Raw genomic sequence first — 19668 nt, 5'->3', positions numbered from 1 at the left:
AACGCCCGCGCGAAGCGGGCGTCAAGTTATTGAGGCAGGTTTCATACAGGCAAGAAACCTATCGAGCAGTAACCCTGTTATACTCAATTATCCAAGGTTATCCAAGCTAAAAGTTTGAAAACACGGAAAAGCCAAGGTACGTTGAAAACACTAGGAAATATGGGCTGGACGGGATTGTTGCCAAAATGAGATCAGAGTTTTTCAAAGTAGCTACCTCAACATTGGCGGGTATCACCCTGCTTCTAAGTGTTAATTTTGCGGGCGCAGAATCAGCCCACGGCATTGCAATGTACGGTGATCCGGCGCTTCCACCGGACTATGCCTCGCTTCCCTATGCCAATCCTGATGCCCCTAAGGGAGGTAAGGTGGTCTTTGGCAACACTGGCGGTTTTGATACCCTGAATCCGTTTGTGCAAAAGGGCACCGCGCCATGGCAACTTCGCTTCTGGGGCTACGAAAGCCTGATGGGACGGTCCTATGATGAGCCTTTCTCATTATATGGTCTGTTGGCAGAGTCCATCGAAACACCAGACGACCGTTCCTGGGTTGAATTCACCCTGCGACCAGAGGCAAAATTTTCTGATGGCTCTCCGGTAACCGTCGAAGATGTGATTTGGTCCTATGAAACTCTGGGAACCAGCGGCCACCTTCGCTACCGAGGGTTCTGGTCCAAAGTTGAAAGCATCACCCAAACCGGACCGCTCAAGGTGCGCATTGACTTTAACACCGAAGACCGCGAGCTGGCACTACTCGCCGGAATGCGTCCAATTTTGAAAAAAGCACAGTGGGAAGGCAAAAGCTTTGCTGACAGTGGCCCCAATGAAGCACCTTTGGGAACTGGCGCTTATGTCGTCGATGCCTCAGAGCCCGGCCGTTATGTCAGCTTGCATCGTAACCCAAACTATTGGGGCAAGGACATAGCCTTTCGACGCGGCACCCAGAACTTTGACGAAATGCGGATCGAGTTCTTCGGCGACGCCACCGTATTGTTCGAAGCCTTTAAAGTGGGTGAGTTAACTGCCGTCCGCGAATACAACGCCGGAAAATGGGACAACAACTATAACTTCCCATCCGTTCAGCGCGGCGATGTCATCAAATCAGAAATCCCCCACCAGCGGCCATCTGGCATCACTGGCTTAGCCATGAACACTCGCAACCCACTGTTTGCTGACTGGCGCGTACGCGAAGCCATGATCAATGCCTTCAATTTTGAATACATCAATGGCACGGTCACCGGCGGCAAACAGCCCCGAATTACCTCCTATTACTCAAATTCATCGCTTGGAATGAAGTCAGGCCCAGCCGAAGGACGGGTTAGAACTCTGCTAGAACCCTTCGCTGACCAACTGTTCCCAGGTGCACTGGAAGGCTATGAACTTCCTCTAAGTGACGGAACTGAACGCAACCGCAAAAACCTGCGTACAGCGACCAAGCTTCTGAGTGAGGCAGGATGGACGATTCAGGATGGTGTTTTGCAAAATTCAAAGGGTGAGCCATTCGAATTCTCATTCCTTTTGCGCCAGGGCGACAGTGAGATGCAAACGGTCGTCGAAATCTACGCTCGTGCGCTAGAGCGCCTTGGTATTAAGGCAGTCACCGAAACAGTTGATAACGCCCAGTATGTGTCCCGTCAAAACGAATACGACTTTGACATGACCCACTATCGCCGTGACCTGTCGCTTAGCCCCGGCAATGAACAATACCTGTATTGGGGGCGCGATGGTGTGACACAAACAGGATCTCGAAATCTGATGGGCGTCGATAGTCCGGCCGTCGAATCTCTCATTCCTGCCATGCTAAATGCCACCAGTGCCGAGAATTTCATTTCGGCGGTCCGGGCTCTGGACCGCGTGCTCACATCTGGCCGATATGTGATCCCAATTTGGCAGTTTGACAAAAGCCGGATTGCCCATGCCAAGGAATTGCATTTTCCTGAAACCTTGCCAATCTACGGTGACCGGCCTCAGTTTATGCCAACAGTTTGGTGGTATGAAGCCAACTAGGTTCTAAAGCTGTGTTCAATTCAATTGTACATACCCATTTCCATGACGCTTTCGTCTTGGAAACGGGGCATCTTGCAACAACTTGAAAACTCGTAATGACGGCAAGCTGATTTCAGCAACCAATTAGGATTACAATCACTATCCCCATTTGGAGCATACACTCGGGCTGCTCGACTTTCGGATAGTATCTTTCACCAGCATTTTTAGGTACACTAAACTAACAATTGACCCGTTGTTTCCTGGCGAAAGGAGCGGCCATGGCTGTTTTATCCTCAACCAAAGTCAAAGCCGAAAGCCTGCCACGTATGCAGAACCGGTTCCCCTATCTTCAAAAAAAGATGGTACCGTCTCTTTTGCAGGACCGTGAGGCCTTTATTAAACACCTAGCGACAACACATCAGTTGACCCTCACCGAAGCTCGGGAAGAGGTCGAAGACTTCCTCTTCATTGAGGGGTTGCTGGAGGAGGTTGACGATTGATCACCCAATAAGAGGGCAATCAATTTAAGCCAGCGAAGTAACCCAAAGGATCGTCGCGTCCTCATCACTTGATGAGATGACGTTATGGCCCATCGCTGCATCGTAATATGCACTATCCCCACGCCGCATTTCTATGGGTTCATAAAACTCGGTATATAGCTTCACGACACCGGTCAGCACATACAGAAATTCTTCTCCGTCGTGGCGGACCCAACCGTCAAACTCGTCCATTGAACGAGCCCTCACACGGGCACGATAGGGTAACATTTGCTTGCGTGACAGGCTGTCGGCCAACAGCTCATGCTCATAGGTAGAGGTCGCATGCGCCGCCCCCTCACCCGTTTTTGTAATAGTCAAACGGCCGTTGATCTGGTCCCGTTCTGGCGCAGTGAACAGCTGCGGAACAGAGATCTGCAACCCAACAGCCAGCTTTTTCAATGCATCATAAGTAGGTGACATCTGGCCATTTTCGATCTTCGACAGCGTCGATCGCGCCAATCCTGCCTGGTTGGCAGCATGCTCCAGCGTCCAGTCTCGCGCTTTACGCAATTCACGCACACGCGCACCCAGATCCAATGGTTCAGCTTCACTCTGATCACCGGTGCTTCGGGCAATGGTTATCAACGATTTTGGATCTTTATTTGTCATGCCTTCTCTATAGTCCCGGCCCCGCCTGCTTGCAACGTAGCACCGCACGCGATAGCCAAACCTTATGTTGTCAATTTTTGATCAAGGCCCGTTCAAACCCTGCCCTGCGCCGTTCAATCTTGCGGCACATGTTTTGCGCCACGCGCCGCTAATCCCGGATAAGCTGGCCCTGTCCATAGTTTCCAAGACAACTGCGGAAACTTGGACCTACCACGCGCTAGAGGCCGCCGTACGTGGGACGGGAACCGGATTACTGCAATCCGGTCTGAAACCGGGCGACATCGTTCTTATGCGGTTGGGCAACACAGTCGAGTTCCCAATCGCCTATCTCGGTGCAATAGCAGCGGGTCTCATACCGGTTCCAACATCGTCTCAGCTTACCACAGAAGAGACAGCCAAGATAATCGCCGACCTCTCTCCATCCGCGATCCTCCTCGACCCTATGGTTGCCTGTGCACCCCATCCAAACCAAATCACCACCGACTCACTTATCGCAATGCGCGATCTCCCCCAGTGTGAATACAATCTTGGCGATCCAGACCGCCTAGCCTATGCAGTCTACACCTCCGGAACCAGCGGAATTCCGCGCACAGTGGCCCATGCTCACCGGGCAATTTGGGCCCGCCAAATGATGGTCAAAGGTTGGTACGATCTACATACAGACGACAGACTGCTGCACGCTGGCGCATTCAATTGGACCTATACCCTGGGTACTGGGTTGATGGATCCATGGACAATTGGTGCGACCGCCTTGATCCCGTCCCCGGACACCGATCTTAACGATCTACCAGAGCTAATGCGCGCACATCGAGCCAGTATTTTCGCGGCCGCTCCGGGCGTCTACCGAAAACTCCTTCATCAAGACAAGCCGCTGGATCTACCAAACTTGAGTCATGGCCTCAGTGCAGGTGAAAAGCTATCCTCTGATTTGCGCCACGCCTGGAGCAAGGCCACCGGAACCGACGTGTTTGAAGCCTATGGCATGTCGGAATGTTCCACCTTTATCTCGTCCAGCCCATCCCACCCAGCCAATGATGAAACTTTAGGACACCCACAAGTAGGCCGTCGTATTGCAATAATTGGTGCCGATGGACCTGCGCCCCTGGGTGAAGCAGGCATAATTGCAATTCATCGGTCCGATCCCGGCCTAATGCTTGGATATCTAAATGCCCCTGATGAAACAGCTGCCAAATATCAAGGCGAGTGGTTTTTAACCGGGGACTTGGGAAAATTGGCCTCTGACGGACAAATCACATACCTAGGTCGCAACGATGACATGATGAATGCCGGCGGCTTTCGTGTTTCACCACTAGAGGTCGAGGCAGCAATGTCAAAACATCCCTGCATTACGCAAATCGGCGCCGCACCTGTCGAAGTAAAACCCGGAACCTTTATAATTGCGGCATTCTACACAGGTCCCGAAAAATTGAACACCAAAGATCTGCAGGCTTTTGCCAACACCCACCTGGCACGCTACAAGCAACCCCGCGCCTATATACATCTAAACGCCCTGCCGCTCGGCCCCAATGGCAAATTGTCCCGACGCGCCCTGCCCCCATACTTCAAGGCCTCATCACCTCATGACCATTAAACTCGACATCCTCTCCGACCCGATCTGTCCCTGGTGCTACATCGGCAAAACCAATCTGGACAAGGCGCTGGCTCAGGTGCCGGACCACCCGTTCACTATCGAATGGCACCCCTTTCAGTTAAATCCGGATATGCCGATCGACGGCATGGACCGTCGTGAGTATCTCGAGGGCAAATTCGGCGGCAAAGAGGCGGCAGTCAAAGCCTATGCCCCCGTCGTTGAACATGCCCAGAAGTCCGGTCTGACGATTAACTTGGAGGCCATGAAGCGCACGCCAAATACACTCGATGCCCACCGTCTGATCCATTGGGCTGGGATTGAGGCCAAGCAGAACGAGGCTGTAGACGCGCTATTTCAGGCTTATTTTGTTGATGCACGCGATATCGGCAACGCCGAGGTGCTAGGCGATATTGCTGACAGTATCGGAATGGATGCCGCAGTTGTGCAAAAACTGCTCGCTACCGACAATGACATTGAAGATGTAAAATCACGCGATGCACACAGTCGCCAGATGGGTGTAACATCCGTGCCGACATTTATTGTCGACAATAAGCACGCTGTTCCAGGCGCTCAGCCACCTGAACTCTGGCTCAAGGTCATTGGCGAAATTCAGGAACAACTCACATCCGATGCGACCTGACAAACCCACGCAGTCGCGGACACAGCTTAAATCGGCAACTGCTAACTTCGCCCCCGGATCCCATACACAATGATCCCTTTCATCTGGCCAAAAATATCCCGGGGGTGAATTGCTGCCAGTCGTGGCAGCAAAAGGGGGCAGCGCCCCCTCCCTAGTCTACATCGATGCACAGACATATGTGCAGGCACAGTCATGGTTGACTGTTATGTTTTGTGATAGCGCCCCCGAACAAGCCCCGAACTGGACCGATAACGGATGTCCACGTTTTTGTGCTGCTTGAGGTAGGTAATGTCCAATCTAGTTCAACATAAGATGTCAAAGGCCGAGCTCACCGCGCTTATCGCAATGATGTTTGCCACAATCGCATTCTCCATCGATGCCATGTTGCCGGCACTGCCTGAAATCGGCGAAGCCCTCAGCCCCAATGACATCAATCGCGCCCAACTGATCCTAACTGCGTTTATGTTCGGGCTTGGTATCGGCACCTTCTTTACTGGTCCGCTGTCAGACGCCTTTGGGCGCAAGCCGGTTATCCTGGCCGGCGCTGTAGTTTATGTGCTGTCCGCCGCAGCTGCCTGGGCCAGCTCGTCACTCGAAATTTTGCTGATCTCACGTGTCACGATGGGCCTTGGCGCTGCAGGCCCTAGGGTTGTGGCGATCGCAATTGTTCGTGACCTTTTCTCAGGCCGCGAAATGGCCCGTGTGCTGTCCATTGCCATGATGATTTTCACCTTGGTGCCGGCATTTGCGCCTTTGCTTGGCCTGGGCATTATTACTGTCGCTGGCTGGCGGGCCATCTTCATCGCGATCGCGCTTTTCCTGATTGCCGTCGTGATCTGGACCGCTTTGCGCCTTCCGGAAACACTTGCGAGAGAGAACCGTCGCCCTTTCAAGATGCCACTCCTTATCATGGCAGCAAAGGAAATGTTTGCGCATCCAACGGTGCGACTGTCCATTTTTGTCCAAACACTTTGCATGGGTTCCCTTTTGACCATGCTATCGATGGTCCAACCGGTTTACGACACCATTTTCGGGCGTGCTGACAGCTTCCCATTCTGGTTTGGTCTGGTTGCGCTACTGTCCGGTAGCGCCAGCCTGATCAATGCAATTGTTGTGGTAAAGGTCGGCATGCGCCGAATGGTCACCTGGTCTTTGGCGGGTCAGATCGTGTTCTCGTCTATGGTTCTTATTCTCAGCAACATGAACCTGCCAGACACCTTTCAATTCGGTCTATTTGTCGCCTGGCAGACCAGCCTTTTCTTCATGGTTGGCATGACACTGGGCAACCTGAACGCGATGGCAATGGAGCCAATGGGCCATATCGCCGGAATGGCAGCCTCGGTAATCGGTGCAATCTCAACTGTTATTGCAGCTATTCTGGCGGCTCCCATTGGTCTGCTTTTTAACGGATCATTGCTGCCGCTTAGCCTAGGGGTGCTAGCCATGGTAACAACAGCTTTCCTGCTCATGCTTCGTATGGGCCGTGTCGAAGCTCAGTTACCCGCCGAGTAACCCAAGTAACCTAGAAAAATGCAAGCCCCCGCTCTGCTAGGACAGAGCGGGGGCTTTTTTTTACGGTTAAGATCCGTGGACCTCACGATTTCAAACTGATGTCTTCTTTTTTTTCTTCGCAGCAACAACCTTTTCAGCAAGCTCCTTTGCAATTGCAAAGGCGCCTTTGATCTTGTCGCCATCACTACGCCAGTCCCGCTGAACCACGATTTTATTGTCTTTGACCTTGGCCCGCCCGTTCTGTTGTTGAATGAATTCAACCAGCCCTGTAGGCGAAGCAAACTTGTCATTGTGGAACTGAATGGTCGCGCCCTTGGGGCCACCGTCCAGCTTGGCAATACCCGCCCTCTTGCACATGGCCTTGATCCGCACCACGAGCATCAGCGTGTTGACCTCTTTTGGCAGCTTACCAAACCGGTCAATCAACTCCGCAGCGAATCCTTCCAGCTCGACCTTGGAAGTCAACGACGACAGGCGTCGATACAGTCCCAACCGCACGTCCAGATCGGGTACAAAGTCTTCGGGAATTAGCACTGGTACGCCAAGATTGATCTGCGGCGCCCATTGGTCGTCGGCTTCTGACAGGCCTTCCATCTCGCCGGATTGGATCTTGGCAATCGCTTCCTGCAACATCGACTGGTACAACTCGTACCCCACATCGCGCATCTGACCGGATTGCTCTTCACCCAGCAAATTGCCCGCACCCCTGATATCCAAATCTTGCGACGCCAGGGTAAAGCCGGCCCCCAGAGTGTCCAGAGACCCCAGCACGCGCAAACGTTTTTCAGCAGCTGCCGTCAGTTTGGCACGGGGTTTGGTTGTCAGGTAGGCATAGGCCCGCGTTTTAGATCGCCCTACCCGGCCACGGATCTGATACAACTGCGACAGGCCAAACATATCAGCCCGATGTACAACCATTGTGTTTGCGGTTGGAATATCCAGACCACTTTCAACAATGGTCGTCGCCAGAAGAACATCATACTTGCCATCATAAAACGCATTCATACGTTCATCCAGATCGCCAGCCGCCAATTGCCCGTGGGCAACGATGTAGGTCAACTCGGGCATCTGCTCTTTCAGGAATGCTTCGATCTCTGGCAGGTCACTGACACGTGGCACAACGTAGAAACTCTGACCGCCGCGATAATGTTCCCGCAGCAGCGCTTCGCGAATGGTAACAGTATCAAATTCACTGACATAGGTACGGATCGCCAGACGGTCCACCGGCGGTGTTCCGATGATGGACAGATCCCGGACACCAGACAGCGACAGTTGTAATGTACGTGGGATCGGTGTCGCAGTTAGGGTCAGCACATGAATGTCACTGCGCATCTGTTTCAGGCGTTCTTTGTGGCCCACACCAAAATGCTGCTCCTCGTCGATGATCAACAACCCAAGATCCTTGAACCGGATGCTTTTGGCCAACAAGGCATGGGTGCCGATCACGATATCAACAGTGCCCCGCGATATCCCATCCCGTGTGGCCTGCGCATCCTTTGCACTAACAAAGCGCGACAATTGCCTGACTTCCAACGGAAAACCACGAAATCGCTCGGCGAAACTTGCATAGTGCTGTCGCGCTAACAGCGTGGTCGGTGCAACAATTGCGACCTGCACGCCGGACAGAGCCGCAACAAATGCCGCACGCATGGCGACCTCAGTTTTGCCAAATCCAACATCACCACAGATCAGCCGGTCCATCGGCCGGCCCGAGGTCAGATCATCAACGACATCGCCAATTGCCCGCAATTGGTCGTCAGTTTCCTGGTACGGGAACCGCGCTGAAAATGCGTCCCAACTACCCGGAGGCGGATCAAGAACAGGCGCCTTGCGCAACTCTCGCTCGGCAGCCACCCGGATCAACCGGTCTGCCATCTCACGGATACGCTCTTTCAGCTTGGCTTTCTTCGCCTGCCAAGCCCCACCTCCCAAACGGTCCAACAGCCCCTCGTCGTGGCCATATTTGGACAACAATTCAATGTTTTCCACTGGCAGATACAGCTTGGAGTCTTCGGCATACTGCAACAAAATGCATTCATGCGCCGCGCCAGCCGCCGTGACGACTTCAAGCCCCAGAAAACGGCCAATTCCGTGATCAACGTGAACCACCAGATCTCCGGCACCAAGTGACTGAGTTTCCGTCAGGAAATTCTCAGCCTTGCGGCGTTTACGCGGCGCACGGATCAACCTGTCACCCAGCACATCCTGCTCGGCAATGACAGTCATGTCAGGTGTGGTGAACCCATGCTCTAGCGCCCAAACAGCCAAATGCAAACCAGTTTTTCCAACCCGCGTTCCATTGGAAATTGGAATGACTTCGCTCAGACCTTCATCCTCGATCAGACCAGTCAGCCGTTCCCGCGCCCCTTCTGAGTACGACGCTACGACAACAGGCCCCTCTTGCAGTCTCGCTTTAATATGTTCCGCCAACGATCCGAAAAGGCTAACGCTTTCCATCTGACGCTCAGGTGAAAAATTGCGCCCGATACGGCCACCAGCATCCACTACGCCCGGCCCACTGGCCTGTGGCAGCGGATGTAATTGGATCACACGTTGTGCGCCCAGTGCCTGTTCCCAAGCAGCATCATCAAGATACAACAGTCCAGGCGGAGCAGGTTTATATACTGTATCAATGCGGCCCTTGGCCTGCATTGCGATCTTACGATTTTCATACTGATCTTCGATTGTCTCCCAGCGCGACAACCTTGCCGGTGTCACCTGATGGTCCAGCGTCACCGTCGCCTGTGGAAGATAGTCAAACAGAGTTTCCAGCTTGGCGTGAAAAAACGGCAACCAGTGCTCAATACCTTGATGCTTGCGACCCGCACTCACCGCCTCATACAGCGGATCATCCGTTCCCGCCGCGCCAAACTCTATGCGATAATTCTGCCTGAACCGCGTAATTGCTGCCTCGTCCAGAATAACTTCGGACACAGGCGCCAACTCGACTAAGTCCAGTTTTTCGATGGTACGCTGTGAGGCTGGATCAAACCGGCGTGCACCATCCAAAACGTCTCCGAACAGGTCCAGCCTGACAGGGCCGCTCTGCCCCGGAGGAAAGACGTCAATAATCCCCCCACGGATCGCATAGTCGCCCGGCTCCATCACCGTCGGAGTTTGCACAAACCCCATTCGAACCAAAAAGTTACGCAGTTCTTTTTCGTTAATGCGCCGACCCACCTGGGCTGAAAACGCGGCCTCTTGCAGCACATCTCGGCTTGGAACGCGCTGGGTGGCACCGTTTAACGTGGTCAGCAGCACAAATTCAGTCGGCATTTGATGTACCAGTGCTGCCAATGCCGCCATGCGCGCTGCCGCAATATCTGCGTTTGGCGACACCCGGTCGTAAGGAAGGCAATCCCAACCAGGAAAGACAAACACCGGCATGTCCGGGCCATAGAACGCAAGCGCGGCCCGCATTGCCTCCATGCGTTTGTCGTCACGCGCAACATGCAGCACGGGCCCGCCTGATTTCTGGACCTCATTCAGGACAAGACGGGCATCAAAACCCTCGGGCGCACCGCCCATGGTAATCATACGCTGCGCCATAGTGCGCCTCTCCTTCATCGAAATTCAAACAGCTCAAGCTCTAACCGAGGAAGCCAAGCCTAAGGTTCTGGAACATACCCCACATCGCAGTCACAAAAATTGCGATCGTGCCGATCATCTGAATGTACAGGCGACACCGAACCAAAGCCTTGCGCAGATCCGCTCCGGTGATCTGTTCCCGCTCAATCCTGATTGCCGTGGCTAAACTAACCAAGCCCACCAAGGTCAACGGGAAGGATAGTAAAAACACAGCCTGAGCGAACTCAACGTCGTAGAAAAGCCCAAGAACAAACAAACCGGACAAAATGAAACATCCAAACCCTAGCAACCAGACACCGGAGACTTCAGTGATATACAGCATCCGGTTCACGTTCACCCGAACCAGATCTTCTAAATCCCGCTCCGCTTGCCCGCCCTTGCGGCCCGCGCGATACACAAGGTCAATTGGTACACCAAGAACCCAATGACTAGCACTTGACCAGACAACAGCCAGAGCGATCCAGAACCAAAGGTTTGAAAATGATCGCATGTCGATCAATTCAACCAAAGTATCAATTAAATCCAAACCGCCGCTCCCAGCTCTTCATAAAGTCAAGTTTTTGCATGTATCCACTGCCCCGCCCGGCTGCACAAGGTCTGGCTGCAATAAACCCTGAACCGCGACGTTTGTGCCCTTGTGATTTGGCCCGAAATTGTGCCACCCAAGTTACCAGTACGTTCAGGAGAAATGACATGACGCCCACCGTTGCCCCTTTTCCAGCCGCCCGTCTGCGCCGCACGCGATCGACACCGGCAATTCGGGACTTGGTGCGCGAGAACACATTAAGTGTCGGCGACCTGATCTGGCCAGTTTTTGTCCGCGCCGGAACAGGTATCGAAGAACCTATCCCGTCGATGCCTGGCGTTATGCGACGCTCCGTTGACAAAATAGCAGAAGCCGCAGTTGAGGCTCAGGCGATGGGCATCCCAGCGATTTGCATTTTCCCTTATACAGATGCCAGCCTGAAAACCGCCGACTGTGCTGAAGCTTGGAACCCGGACAACCTGACAAACCGCGCGCTCCGAGCCATCAAAGCGGTTGCGCCAGATATCGCAGTTATGACCGATGTTGCTTTGGACCCTTATAATATCAACGGCCACGACGGCTATGTGGTCAACGGCGAGGTCGTCAACGACGCCACTGTCGAGGCATTGGTTAAAATGACCTTGGCCCAGGCCGAGTCTGGCGCAGACATTATTGGCCCGTCAGATATGATGGACGGCCGTATTGCCGCCATGCGCGGAGCGTTGGAAACAGCCGGGCACAACAATGTAATGATCCTGTCCTATTCGGCCAAATATGCCTCTGGCTACTATGGGCCGTTCCGCGATGCGGTCGGCGCCTCTGGTGCACTGGCTGGAGACAAAAAGACCTATCAGATGGACCCTGCTAATGGAGACGAGGCCATGCGTCTGGTTCAACGCGATCTGGCCGAGGGCGCAGACATGGTGATGGTCAAGCCGGGAATTGCCTATCTTGATATTTGTCACCGGGTCAAAACAGGCTTTGGTGTACCCACATTTGCTTATCAGGTATCGGGTGAATACGCGATGATCCAGGCTGGCGCGCAAAACGGCTGGATCGACGGTGAAAAGGTTATGCTGGAAAGCCTGATGGCCTTCAAACGCGCCGGCTGCGACGGGATCCTGACCTATTTTGCTCCCGAAGTGGCCCGTATACTCAACGCGTAAGCGCCCGGATCACGAAAAACTGTTATGTTTCCAGCAAGAAGCCGCGCATCATTTTCGGCCTGTTGGTGACAATCGGCAGGAAACCGCATATAAACTGGCGCAGAGCCGGACCAATCGGCCTTGACCGAGCAATAACAGGCAGTGAAATCTATGAACCATAAACTCTCCACACGTTTATCCCGTCGCGGATTTGCCCTTGGCGCATTGGCCACCACCGGCCTTACAGCGGCCTGCGGTAATGGCGTCGGCAGCACCGGTGCATCAACCATCGATGCCCGCGTTGACGCCACGCTAAGACAAATGCGTGACCTATATCCAAACACTCAAGATCTGGCGGACAAGTCGACTGGCATGCTGGTTATGCCACTGGTAACCGAAGCTGGATTTATCTTTGGGGCAGGCTATGGCCGCGGCGCTCTTCGCATCAATGGCGTTTCTGTTGATTACTATTCAACAGTCAAGGCAAACGCCGGACTGCAAATTGGCGCCCAGCAATATGCACATGTGTTGTTCTTCATGAACGAAGACGCGCTAAGCACATTCCGTCGCGCATCTGGTTGGACCGCCGGTGCCGATGTTGGCTACGTCATCCGTGACCAGGGTGACACTCTGGCAACTGATACAAACACGCTGACCTCTCCAATTTTGGCCGCAATTTTTGGTCAGGCAGGTCTGCAAGTCGGGGCCACTCTAGAGGGTTCAAAATACACTCGCATCATTCCATAAACACACCGGAATTTGCCAAAACGAAAAACGCGCCAAATCTGGCGCGTTTTGCATTTTTGTAGGAATGACTCACTCTATTAGCCTAGCGCACGAAGCCTTTTGAGCAGGCTTGAGGTGTCCCAGCGTCCGCCACCCTTATTCTGAACTTCTTTGTAGAACTGATCCACCAATGCGGTTACGGGCAGGCTGGCACCTGTTTCATCCGCTGCATCCAAACAAATGCCCAGATCCTTACGCATCCAGTCCACCGCAAACCCATGTTCGAATTCATCTTCGATCATTGTTTCATAGCGATTTGCCATCTGCCAGCTGCCCGCGGCCCCTTGGCTGATCACCTCAACAACAGCACGGCTGTCCAGTCCGGCTTTTTCTGCAAAATGAAGTGACTCACTCAACCCCTGAACCAAACCTGCAATCGCAATCTGATTGCACATCTTTGTCATTTGTCCGGCACCACTCTCACCAATGCGACGACATATGCGTGAATATGCACCAACAACCTCAGCTGCACGGTCATAAGCATCCTCATCGCCACCACACATTACAGACAAAATTCCATTCTCGGCCCCAGCCTGTCCACCCGATATCGGTGCGTCAATAAACGAAATTTTTGATGCATTCGCCTCTGTATACAATTCTTGCGTAACTTTGGTAGACACCGTTGTATGATCCACAAACACCGATCCCGATGTCATGCCAGCGAACGCGCCATCTTCGCCCTGACATACCGCCCGCAGATCATCATCATTTCCAACGCAGGCCATTACGTAGTCAGCACCACTGGCCGCCTCACGCGGTGTTGCAGCCCAGCTTCCGCCATGCTCCTGGCTCCACGCCTCGGCCTTTGCAGTTGTCCGGTTGTACACCGTCACCTGTTGTCCTGCCGCTTGCAGGTGCCCGGCCATAGGGTACCCCATTACTCCCAAGCCCAAAAACGCAATCTTAGCCATCTGCTTTCCCCTTGTTCCGACATAGCCTATGTTGACGCGACCGTAGCAGCCGCGTCGAAAGGTTCAATCACCTTCGACTTTACATTGAACAAAACCCAAGGAACCAACCATACATGGGACTTCTTTTCCGATGGCTCATGAGACTCGCCGCAACGCTGATTCTCATGATGGTTCTGGGCGCTGGGCTTGTTTACTTTCTGGCCTCCCAATCGCTCCCCGATTACGATAAAGACATCGCCCTGCCCGGCCTGTCCGCCCCGGTTGAAATCGTCCGTGACAACGCGAACGTTCCGCATATCTTTGGCAGTTTTGGCGCCAGCGACGAAGATGTCTTTTATGGGCTTGGCTACGCGCATGCACAGGACCGTCTGTGGCAAATGACAGTTCTGCGGCGCACCGTTCAGGGCCGCTTGTCCGAGGTGTTTGGCACCCGAACGGTAGAAGTCGATAGCCTGCTGCGGCGCCTTGACCTTTACCGGTTGGCGCAACAATCGGTGAATCAACTAGACGCCGGGACCAAGGCCGCCCTGATCTCCTATTCCGCCGGGATCAACGCAAGACTGGGCGAAATTAACGATCAAGCCCTTGGCCGTGGCGCGCCCGAGATGTTTCTTTTCAATACCCCCATTGCCCCTTGGCAACCCGCCGACAGCATCGCTCTGATGAAGTTACTGGCTCTAAAGCAATCCGGACAAATTCAGAACGAAGTTCTACGCGCTCGTGTTTCGCTGATGCTGGACGATCTATCTCGACTGCCAGACATTCTTCCTGATGCCCCAGGCACAGGTATGACCGCCCTGCCCGAATACACCGAATTGTTCCCCGGCTTGCGGCGATACGCTGAAGCCACTGAAATGCCTAAAACGGCCCTCTCCCCGTTCCAAGCACGCGGATTGGCCGGGGCTTCAAATGTTTGGGCGGCATCACCACACCGATCAGCTTCCGGCGGAACGCTCCTTGCCAACGATCCCCATATGGAACTCAGCGCACCGACTGTATGGTATCTTGCCCGCCTTGAACTGGCCACCGGAGGGGTGATTGGCGCCACTATGCCGGGCATACCGGCCATCATGGCAGGCCGGTCTGAGAATATGGGGTGGGGAACCACCGCGTCCTACGCGGATGATCAGGACATCTTCATGGAGAAGTTGAACCCGAACAATCACCAAGAGTACTTGACCCCAAATGGGTACAAGAGGTTCAAATCCAGACCTTCGATCATCGAGATCAAAAACCAAAAGCCAATCACTTTGGTTTTGCGGTGGAGCGAAAACGGCCCGATAATGCCCGGATCCTTACATGGGCTATCAACGGTAACACCACCCGGACACGTCGCCAGTCTCGCATGGTCTGCCCTCAGCCCCGACGACAGCTCAATGACAGCAGCGATCAATTTGATGCGCAGTCAGAATGTCCAAGAGGCAATAGTCGCCGGCGAACAGTATATCGCGCCATCGCAAAACTTAGTCCTCGCAGACCGGAACAGCATTGCCCTTAAAACCGTTGGCGCTATTCCCCAACGAACCGCTCAGAACCAAAACCAAGGCAGATTGCCCAATCAAGGTTGGCGGCGTGAAAATCGCTGGAATGGCCGCGCACCCTATGCAGCGAACCCCCAGTTCATCGACCCGAGGGGCGGCATTCTGGGCAACACCAACAACAAGCTACTGCAGCGGCCTTTCCCGCATCACGTCTCATTTGATTGGGGTGATACCCAGCGCGTTCACCGTTGGCGCAAGCTGATGCAAACGCGTCAGGTTCACACTCGCGACAGCTTTATTGAGGCCCAGCTAGATTCCGTTTCCTACACTGCACGCACCTTATTGCCCCTTATCGGAGCAGACCTGTGGTTCACGTCCAGCGCGGCCCTTGACGGCTCTCCTGAGCGGCAACGCCAAATAGCTTTGCGTTTGTTATCAGAGTGGAACGGCGAAATGAATGAGCATATGCCAGAACCGCTCATCTACGCTGCTTGGGTACGAGCATTGCAAAAACGCCTGATCATTGACGAATTAGGCCCTCTCGCAGGTGAATTTAAGCATATAGAACCCTTGTTTATTGAGCGTGTCTATCGCAACGTCGATGGTGCAGCTGCATGGTGTGATGTGCGCCAAAGCTCCCCAATAGAAACCTGTGCGGACCTGGCAAAGCTGGCTTTGGACGATGCACTGGTCTGGATCTCAGATAAATACGGCCCAACCCTAGAGGCCTTGCGCTGGGGTGACGCGCATCAGGCGACACAGGATCATGAAATCCTTGGCGAGGTTCCTTTGCTTCGTTTCTTTGTCAATATTCGCCAGTCCACTAGTGGCGGTGACAATACTCTGCAACGCGGACTCAGCTCTGGCGAGGATCCCAACCCATTCCAGAACGTACACGCCGCCGGCTATCGCGGCGTCTATGACTTCTCTGACCCGGATAGCTCCGTGTTCATCACATCAACCGGCCAATCCGGGCATTTCCTGTCGCGCTACTACGATGACATGGCCCAGCTGTGGCGCCGTGGAGAATACATCCCGATGTCCTTGGATGCCGATCTGGCGCGCGCTGCAGCAGTTGGCGTAACCCGAATACAGCCACGCCAGTAACGGCGGGTTCACCGTCTACTACTGGCGCATCAGGTGATCTGAGCCAAAGGAAACCCTTAACTCAGATCAGCTTGTTTATAGGGAATTGAACTGGGATTTCTGGCGTTCGGACCACAAAACCGTGATTTCGAACCCATCTTCGGATTGCTCTTCGCCTTGGACAAGATCCTGACTAAATAGCCAAGCACGCTGCTTTCCTTGCGAAAACCCAAGGGTAAGCGTCTCCCTCGTGCGCACCCCTTGCAAAATCTCACCTATATCGCGCATCAGGTCAGGTAGACCCTCGCCCGACAAAGCAGAAATCGCATGTATACCGTCTTCGCGTTCCGCCCTCAGACGGCGCGCCTCGGCCTCTTCTTCTGGCAGCAGGTCCAGTTTATTCCAGACTTCGATTTGAGCCCGGTTTTCATCGACCCCAAGTGACGTCAGAATATTTTTGACGTCTGCAGCCTGATTATGTGTATCGTCATGGCTGATATCACGTACGTGGACGATTAGGTCGGCCCCAAGAACTTCCTCTAACGTCGCACGAAACGAGGCGACCAGCTCTGTCGGCAAGTCGGAAATGAACCCAACAGTGTCAGACAGAATAATCTCTGGCCCGTCCTCCAACTCAACCCGCCGCATGGTAGGATCAAGTGTTGCGAACAACATGTCCTTGACCATGACATCAGCGCCAGTCAGCCTATTGAACAGCGTAGATTTGCCAGCGTTGGTATATCCCACCAAAGCCACAATCGGATATGGAACCTTGGCGCGCGCCTCACGGTGAAGCGACCGAGTCATGACCACCTTGTCTAGCTGACGGCGCAACCGTACCAGCTGATCATCAATGGCCCGACGGTCAGATTCAATCTGAGTTTCCCCCGGCCCCCCAACGAACCCAAGCCCACCACGTTGACGTTCCAGGTGTGTCCAAGCTCTGACCAATCGGGTACGCTGATAGGACAACGCCGCCATCTCGACCTGCAACACCCCTTCTCGGGTTCGCGCACGGTCCGAGAAGATTTCAAGGATCAACCCGGTCCGGTCGAGAAGCTTAACGCCCCACTCCTTTTCAAGGTTACGCTGCTGTACAGGTGAAACCGGACCATCAATCAAAACCAGATCGATTTCCTCAGCCTTGAAAACCGCCCTTAGCTCGTCGATTTTACCCGACCCGAACAAAGTGCCAGAATGCGCCTTCGGCAGGCGCACCACATTGGACCCGATCACATCCAGATCAGGCAGCGCTTCAGCGAGGGCCACACCTTCTTCCAAAGCAGGCTCCGCAGGACGGCGCTTGCTATTTGATTTTATATCCGGATGCAGCACCCATGCGCGGGTCTGTATCTTGTCATGCTCCATCAAGAGGCGTCTTCACCCTCATAAAGGCTGATCGGCTGAGCGGGCATGATGGTAGAGATCGCGTGCTTATACACCAGTTGCGACTGTCCATCACGGCGGAGCAGCACACAAAAGTTGTCAAACCAGGTAATCACACCCTGAAGTTTCACACCGTTGATCAGAAAGATTGTAACTGGGACCTTAGTTTTACGTACATGATTCAGGAAAGCATCCTGAAGATTCTGTCGATCCGAAGCCATAGTTTGTTCTCGCTTTTGTTCTTGCTGCACGCTGCGGACCAGCGCGACTCTTATAGAATCAGTATGGGCACAGATTTTAGGCGTTTCCAACCATAAAACATTGAGCAACATTGCTTTGTTAACCAGAAGAGATCAATTACGCCAGAGGTTCGGTGTCAATAATGCAATAATCGCCAAAGTTTCTAGCCGCCCCAGTACCATCGCAAAACACAAAACCATTTTGGCCGACGGTTCTAGCAACGCCAGAGAGATCGCAGAATCACCTGCAACATGAATCAGTGGCCCAGTGGTTGACAGCGCCGCAATCGCAAGAACCAATGCTTGCTCAAAATCGGAGCCCAATGCAGCCAGACTGCTGCTGACAACAGCCAGCGACAGTGCAAACAGCATAAAGAAAACCCAGGCAACAAAAGCCCCATCTTTCTGCAGTCTTTTGTTACCGGCTCCCTCACCGCTAACTGACGACGGATGCACCAAGCGCTCCATCTCTCTCAACCCATTCAGGTACAGCGCATAGACCCTCAGTAATTTCACACCGCCAGCTGTCGTTGCCACGCCACCGCCAACAAGAGCCAGCCCCATCAAGATCAATCCAGAGGTACCCAGGCCAGACCACTGCTGCGCGGCGATCCAATCTGCACTTTCAAACCCAGTCGTTGTTAGAAACGACATCACAGTAAACACAGTTCCCCATAGCGAGTGCAATGCCTGAGGCAGGTCTTCTGTCGCACTGACTTCCAGGGCCGCCAACCAATGACGAAAGAACAGCAACAACGGAACTCCGATCACCAGGATCATCCCAACGCGGAACTCTGGGTCCTTGTCCAACCGAACATATCCTGCCCCCGCTGTGTCAGTAGAAAATGTCAAACGCGACAGCGCAAAGAACATAAACAGGAACATCACCATTTCGCCTGCCAAACCACTGTTGGCATTCTCCACCCCACCAACAGCTGAAATACCAGACGTCGCCAGCACAGACATAGCGTGGCTCAACGCGGACAGGCTATCTCCTCCGGTCATCATCAGCAGCACCCACAGGGCTAACGTCAGGCCAACATAGATCGGGACCAGTGCTTTGGTCACCAAAACCAGCTGACGTCTTGGATCACCGCGTTGCATATGTGCAGGGGCAATGTCACCACGGCCGGGTTCCCCACGCGCAGTAACTTCAAACCCACCTAATGATAGTGGCGCCAAAACAGACGATGCAGCAATCCACATCAACAGACCGCCCAGCCATCCAACTTGTGCTCGCCATAAGTGCACACCAGCCGGTAGGCGATCGGGATCCGCGAAAATATCGGCCCCGGTCGTGGTTATAGCACTGACCATATCAAAGTAAGCGTTTAGATAGGTTGTGTTTTGCAAAGCATCATAGGTGGGGATCGCCAGAAAGAGCGGCAAAACTGCAAAGGTGGCCAGCAATGACAGCAGTTGGCCAAGCATTCCATAGCGTGGCACCCTATTTCCAACCGACAGCCCGATAAGGGTCACCAACATCAAACCTACGATACCAGAGTAAAAAAAGCTCTGCGATGTTGGGTGGTCATCTAGCACCAACGCATGAACGGCTGGCACCCACATAGCTAAAGATGCAATGCCCCATATCAACAGGAAAAGCGGTAGGCGAAGAATGCCCGGAGATGATGAGGCCCGCTTCAT

Annotated in this window: 15 protein-coding genes; 8 read left to right on the top strand and 7 right to left on the bottom strand. The window is 53.6% G+C overall.

From position 1 onward, the window contains the following. The first annotated feature begins 185 nt into the window (after positions 1 to 185). Entirely contained in the window at positions 186 to 2003 is a 1818-nt protein-coding gene (locus DL239_RS07680; RefSeq protein WP_167683424.1) for an extracellular solute-binding protein, read from the top strand. Positions 2004 to 2260: 257 nt separating this feature from the next. After that, the gene (locus DL239_RS07675; protein ID WP_167683423.1) at positions 2261 to 2482 is read left to right on the top strand and encodes a hypothetical protein; all 222 of its coding nucleotides are present in this window, start codon (positions 2261 to 2263) and stop codon (positions 2480 to 2482) included. A 24-nt stretch (positions 2483 to 2506) separates the two neighbouring features. Here DL239_RS07675 and DL239_RS07670 read toward each other — a convergent pair whose 3' ends face one another. Next, complete coding sequence (locus tag DL239_RS07670; RefSeq protein ID WP_167683422.1) at positions 2507 to 3130, bottom strand: helix-turn-helix domain-containing protein; 624 nt, start codon at positions 3128 to 3130, stop codon at positions 2507 to 2509. Positions 3131 to 3194: 64 nt separating this feature from the next. On the opposite strand from DL239_RS07670, the gene DL239_RS07665 reads away from it, so the two are divergent. The 3 genes from DL239_RS07665 to DL239_RS07655 all read left to right on the top strand — a co-directional run bounded on the left by DL239_RS07665 (position 3195) and on the right by DL239_RS07655 (position 6873). Next, positions 3195 to 4721: a class I adenylate-forming enzyme family protein gene (locus DL239_RS07665; RefSeq protein ID WP_167683421.1), complete on the top strand. Its 1527-nt coding sequence runs from the start codon at positions 3195 to 3197 to the stop codon at positions 4719 to 4721. Then, positions 4711 to 5361, top strand: coding sequence for a DsbA family oxidoreductase (locus tag DL239_RS07660; RefSeq protein ID WP_167683420.1), 651 nt, complete (start codon positions 4711 to 4713; stop codon positions 5359 to 5361). Before DL239_RS07665 ends, DL239_RS07660 begins: the two co-directional genes overlap by 11 nt. Before the next feature lie 288 nt (positions 5362 to 5649). Next, complete coding sequence (locus DL239_RS07655; protein ID WP_167683419.1) at positions 5650 to 6873, top strand: multidrug effflux MFS transporter; 1224 nt, start codon at positions 5650 to 5652, stop codon at positions 6871 to 6873. A 90-nt stretch (positions 6874 to 6963) separates the two neighbouring features. Here DL239_RS07655 and mfd read toward each other — a convergent pair whose 3' ends face one another. Next, entirely contained in the window at positions 6964 to 10422 is a 3459-nt protein-coding gene (gene mfd / locus DL239_RS07650) for a transcription-repair coupling factor (protein WP_167683418.1), read from the bottom strand. A 40-nt stretch (positions 10423 to 10462) separates the two neighbouring features. Beyond that, positions 10463 to 10987 carry a component of SufBCD complex gene (locus tag DL239_RS07645; RefSeq protein WP_167683417.1) on the bottom strand — a complete coding sequence of 175 codons (525 nt, stop codon included), beginning with the start codon at positions 10985 to 10987 and terminating at the stop codon, positions 10463 to 10465. Positions 10988 to 11154: 167 nt separating this feature from the next. Here DL239_RS07645 and hemB point away from each other — a divergent pair, with 167 nt between their 5' ends. Together hemB and DL239_RS07635 are read left to right on the top strand one after the other, a co-directional pair. Continuing rightward, positions 11155 to 12153, top strand: coding sequence for a porphobilinogen synthase (hemB, locus tag DL239_RS07640; RefSeq protein WP_167683416.1), 999 nt, complete (start codon positions 11155 to 11157; stop codon positions 12151 to 12153). A 150-nt stretch (positions 12154 to 12303) separates the two neighbouring features. After that, positions 12304 to 12879 carry a lipid-binding SYLF domain-containing protein gene (locus DL239_RS07635; RefSeq protein ID WP_167683415.1) on the top strand — a complete coding sequence of 192 codons (576 nt, stop codon included), beginning with the start codon at positions 12304 to 12306 and terminating at the stop codon, positions 12877 to 12879. A gap of 77 nt (positions 12880 to 12956) precedes the next feature. Here DL239_RS07635 and DL239_RS07630 read toward each other — a convergent pair whose 3' ends face one another. Then, a complete protein-coding gene (locus DL239_RS07630; RefSeq protein ID WP_167683414.1) occupies positions 12957 to 13829 on the bottom strand; it encodes an NAD(P)-dependent oxidoreductase in 873 nt (290 codons plus the stop codon). 113 nt (positions 13830 to 13942) lie between these two features. On the opposite strand from DL239_RS07630, the gene DL239_RS07625 reads away from it, so the two are divergent. Then, positions 13943 to 16417, top strand: a complete 2475-nt coding sequence (locus tag DL239_RS07625) for a penicillin acylase family protein (RefSeq protein ID WP_167683413.1) — start codon at positions 13943 to 13945, stop codon at positions 16415 to 16417. A 75-nt stretch (positions 16418 to 16492) separates the two neighbouring features. On the opposite strand, the gene hflX is transcribed toward DL239_RS07625, so the two are convergent. The 3 genes from hflX to DL239_RS07610 form a co-directional block, all read right to left on the bottom strand. Continuing rightward, positions 16493 to 17764 carry a GTPase HflX gene (gene hflX, locus DL239_RS07620; RefSeq protein ID WP_167683412.1) on the bottom strand — a complete coding sequence of 424 codons (1272 nt, stop codon included), beginning with the start codon at positions 17762 to 17764 and terminating at the stop codon, positions 16493 to 16495. After that, positions 17764 to 18003 carry an RNA chaperone Hfq gene (gene hfq, locus DL239_RS07615; RefSeq protein WP_008204623.1) on the bottom strand — a complete coding sequence of 80 codons (240 nt, stop codon included), beginning with the start codon at positions 18001 to 18003 and terminating at the stop codon, positions 17764 to 17766. Before hfq ends, hflX begins: the two co-directional genes overlap by 1 nt. A 132-nt stretch (positions 18004 to 18135) precedes the next feature. Then, a complete protein-coding gene (locus tag DL239_RS07610; protein ID WP_167683411.1) occupies positions 18136 to 19668 on the bottom strand; it encodes a TrkH family potassium uptake protein in 1533 nt (510 codons plus the stop codon).

This window comes from Parasedimentitalea denitrificans (assembly GCF_011813015.1).
Classification (GTDB): domain Bacteria; phylum Pseudomonadota; class Alphaproteobacteria; order Rhodobacterales; family Rhodobacteraceae; genus Parasedimentitalea; species Parasedimentitalea denitrificans.
Note: the sequence above shows the minus strand (reverse complement) of the source record. Positions and strands in the feature narration are given on the sequence as shown.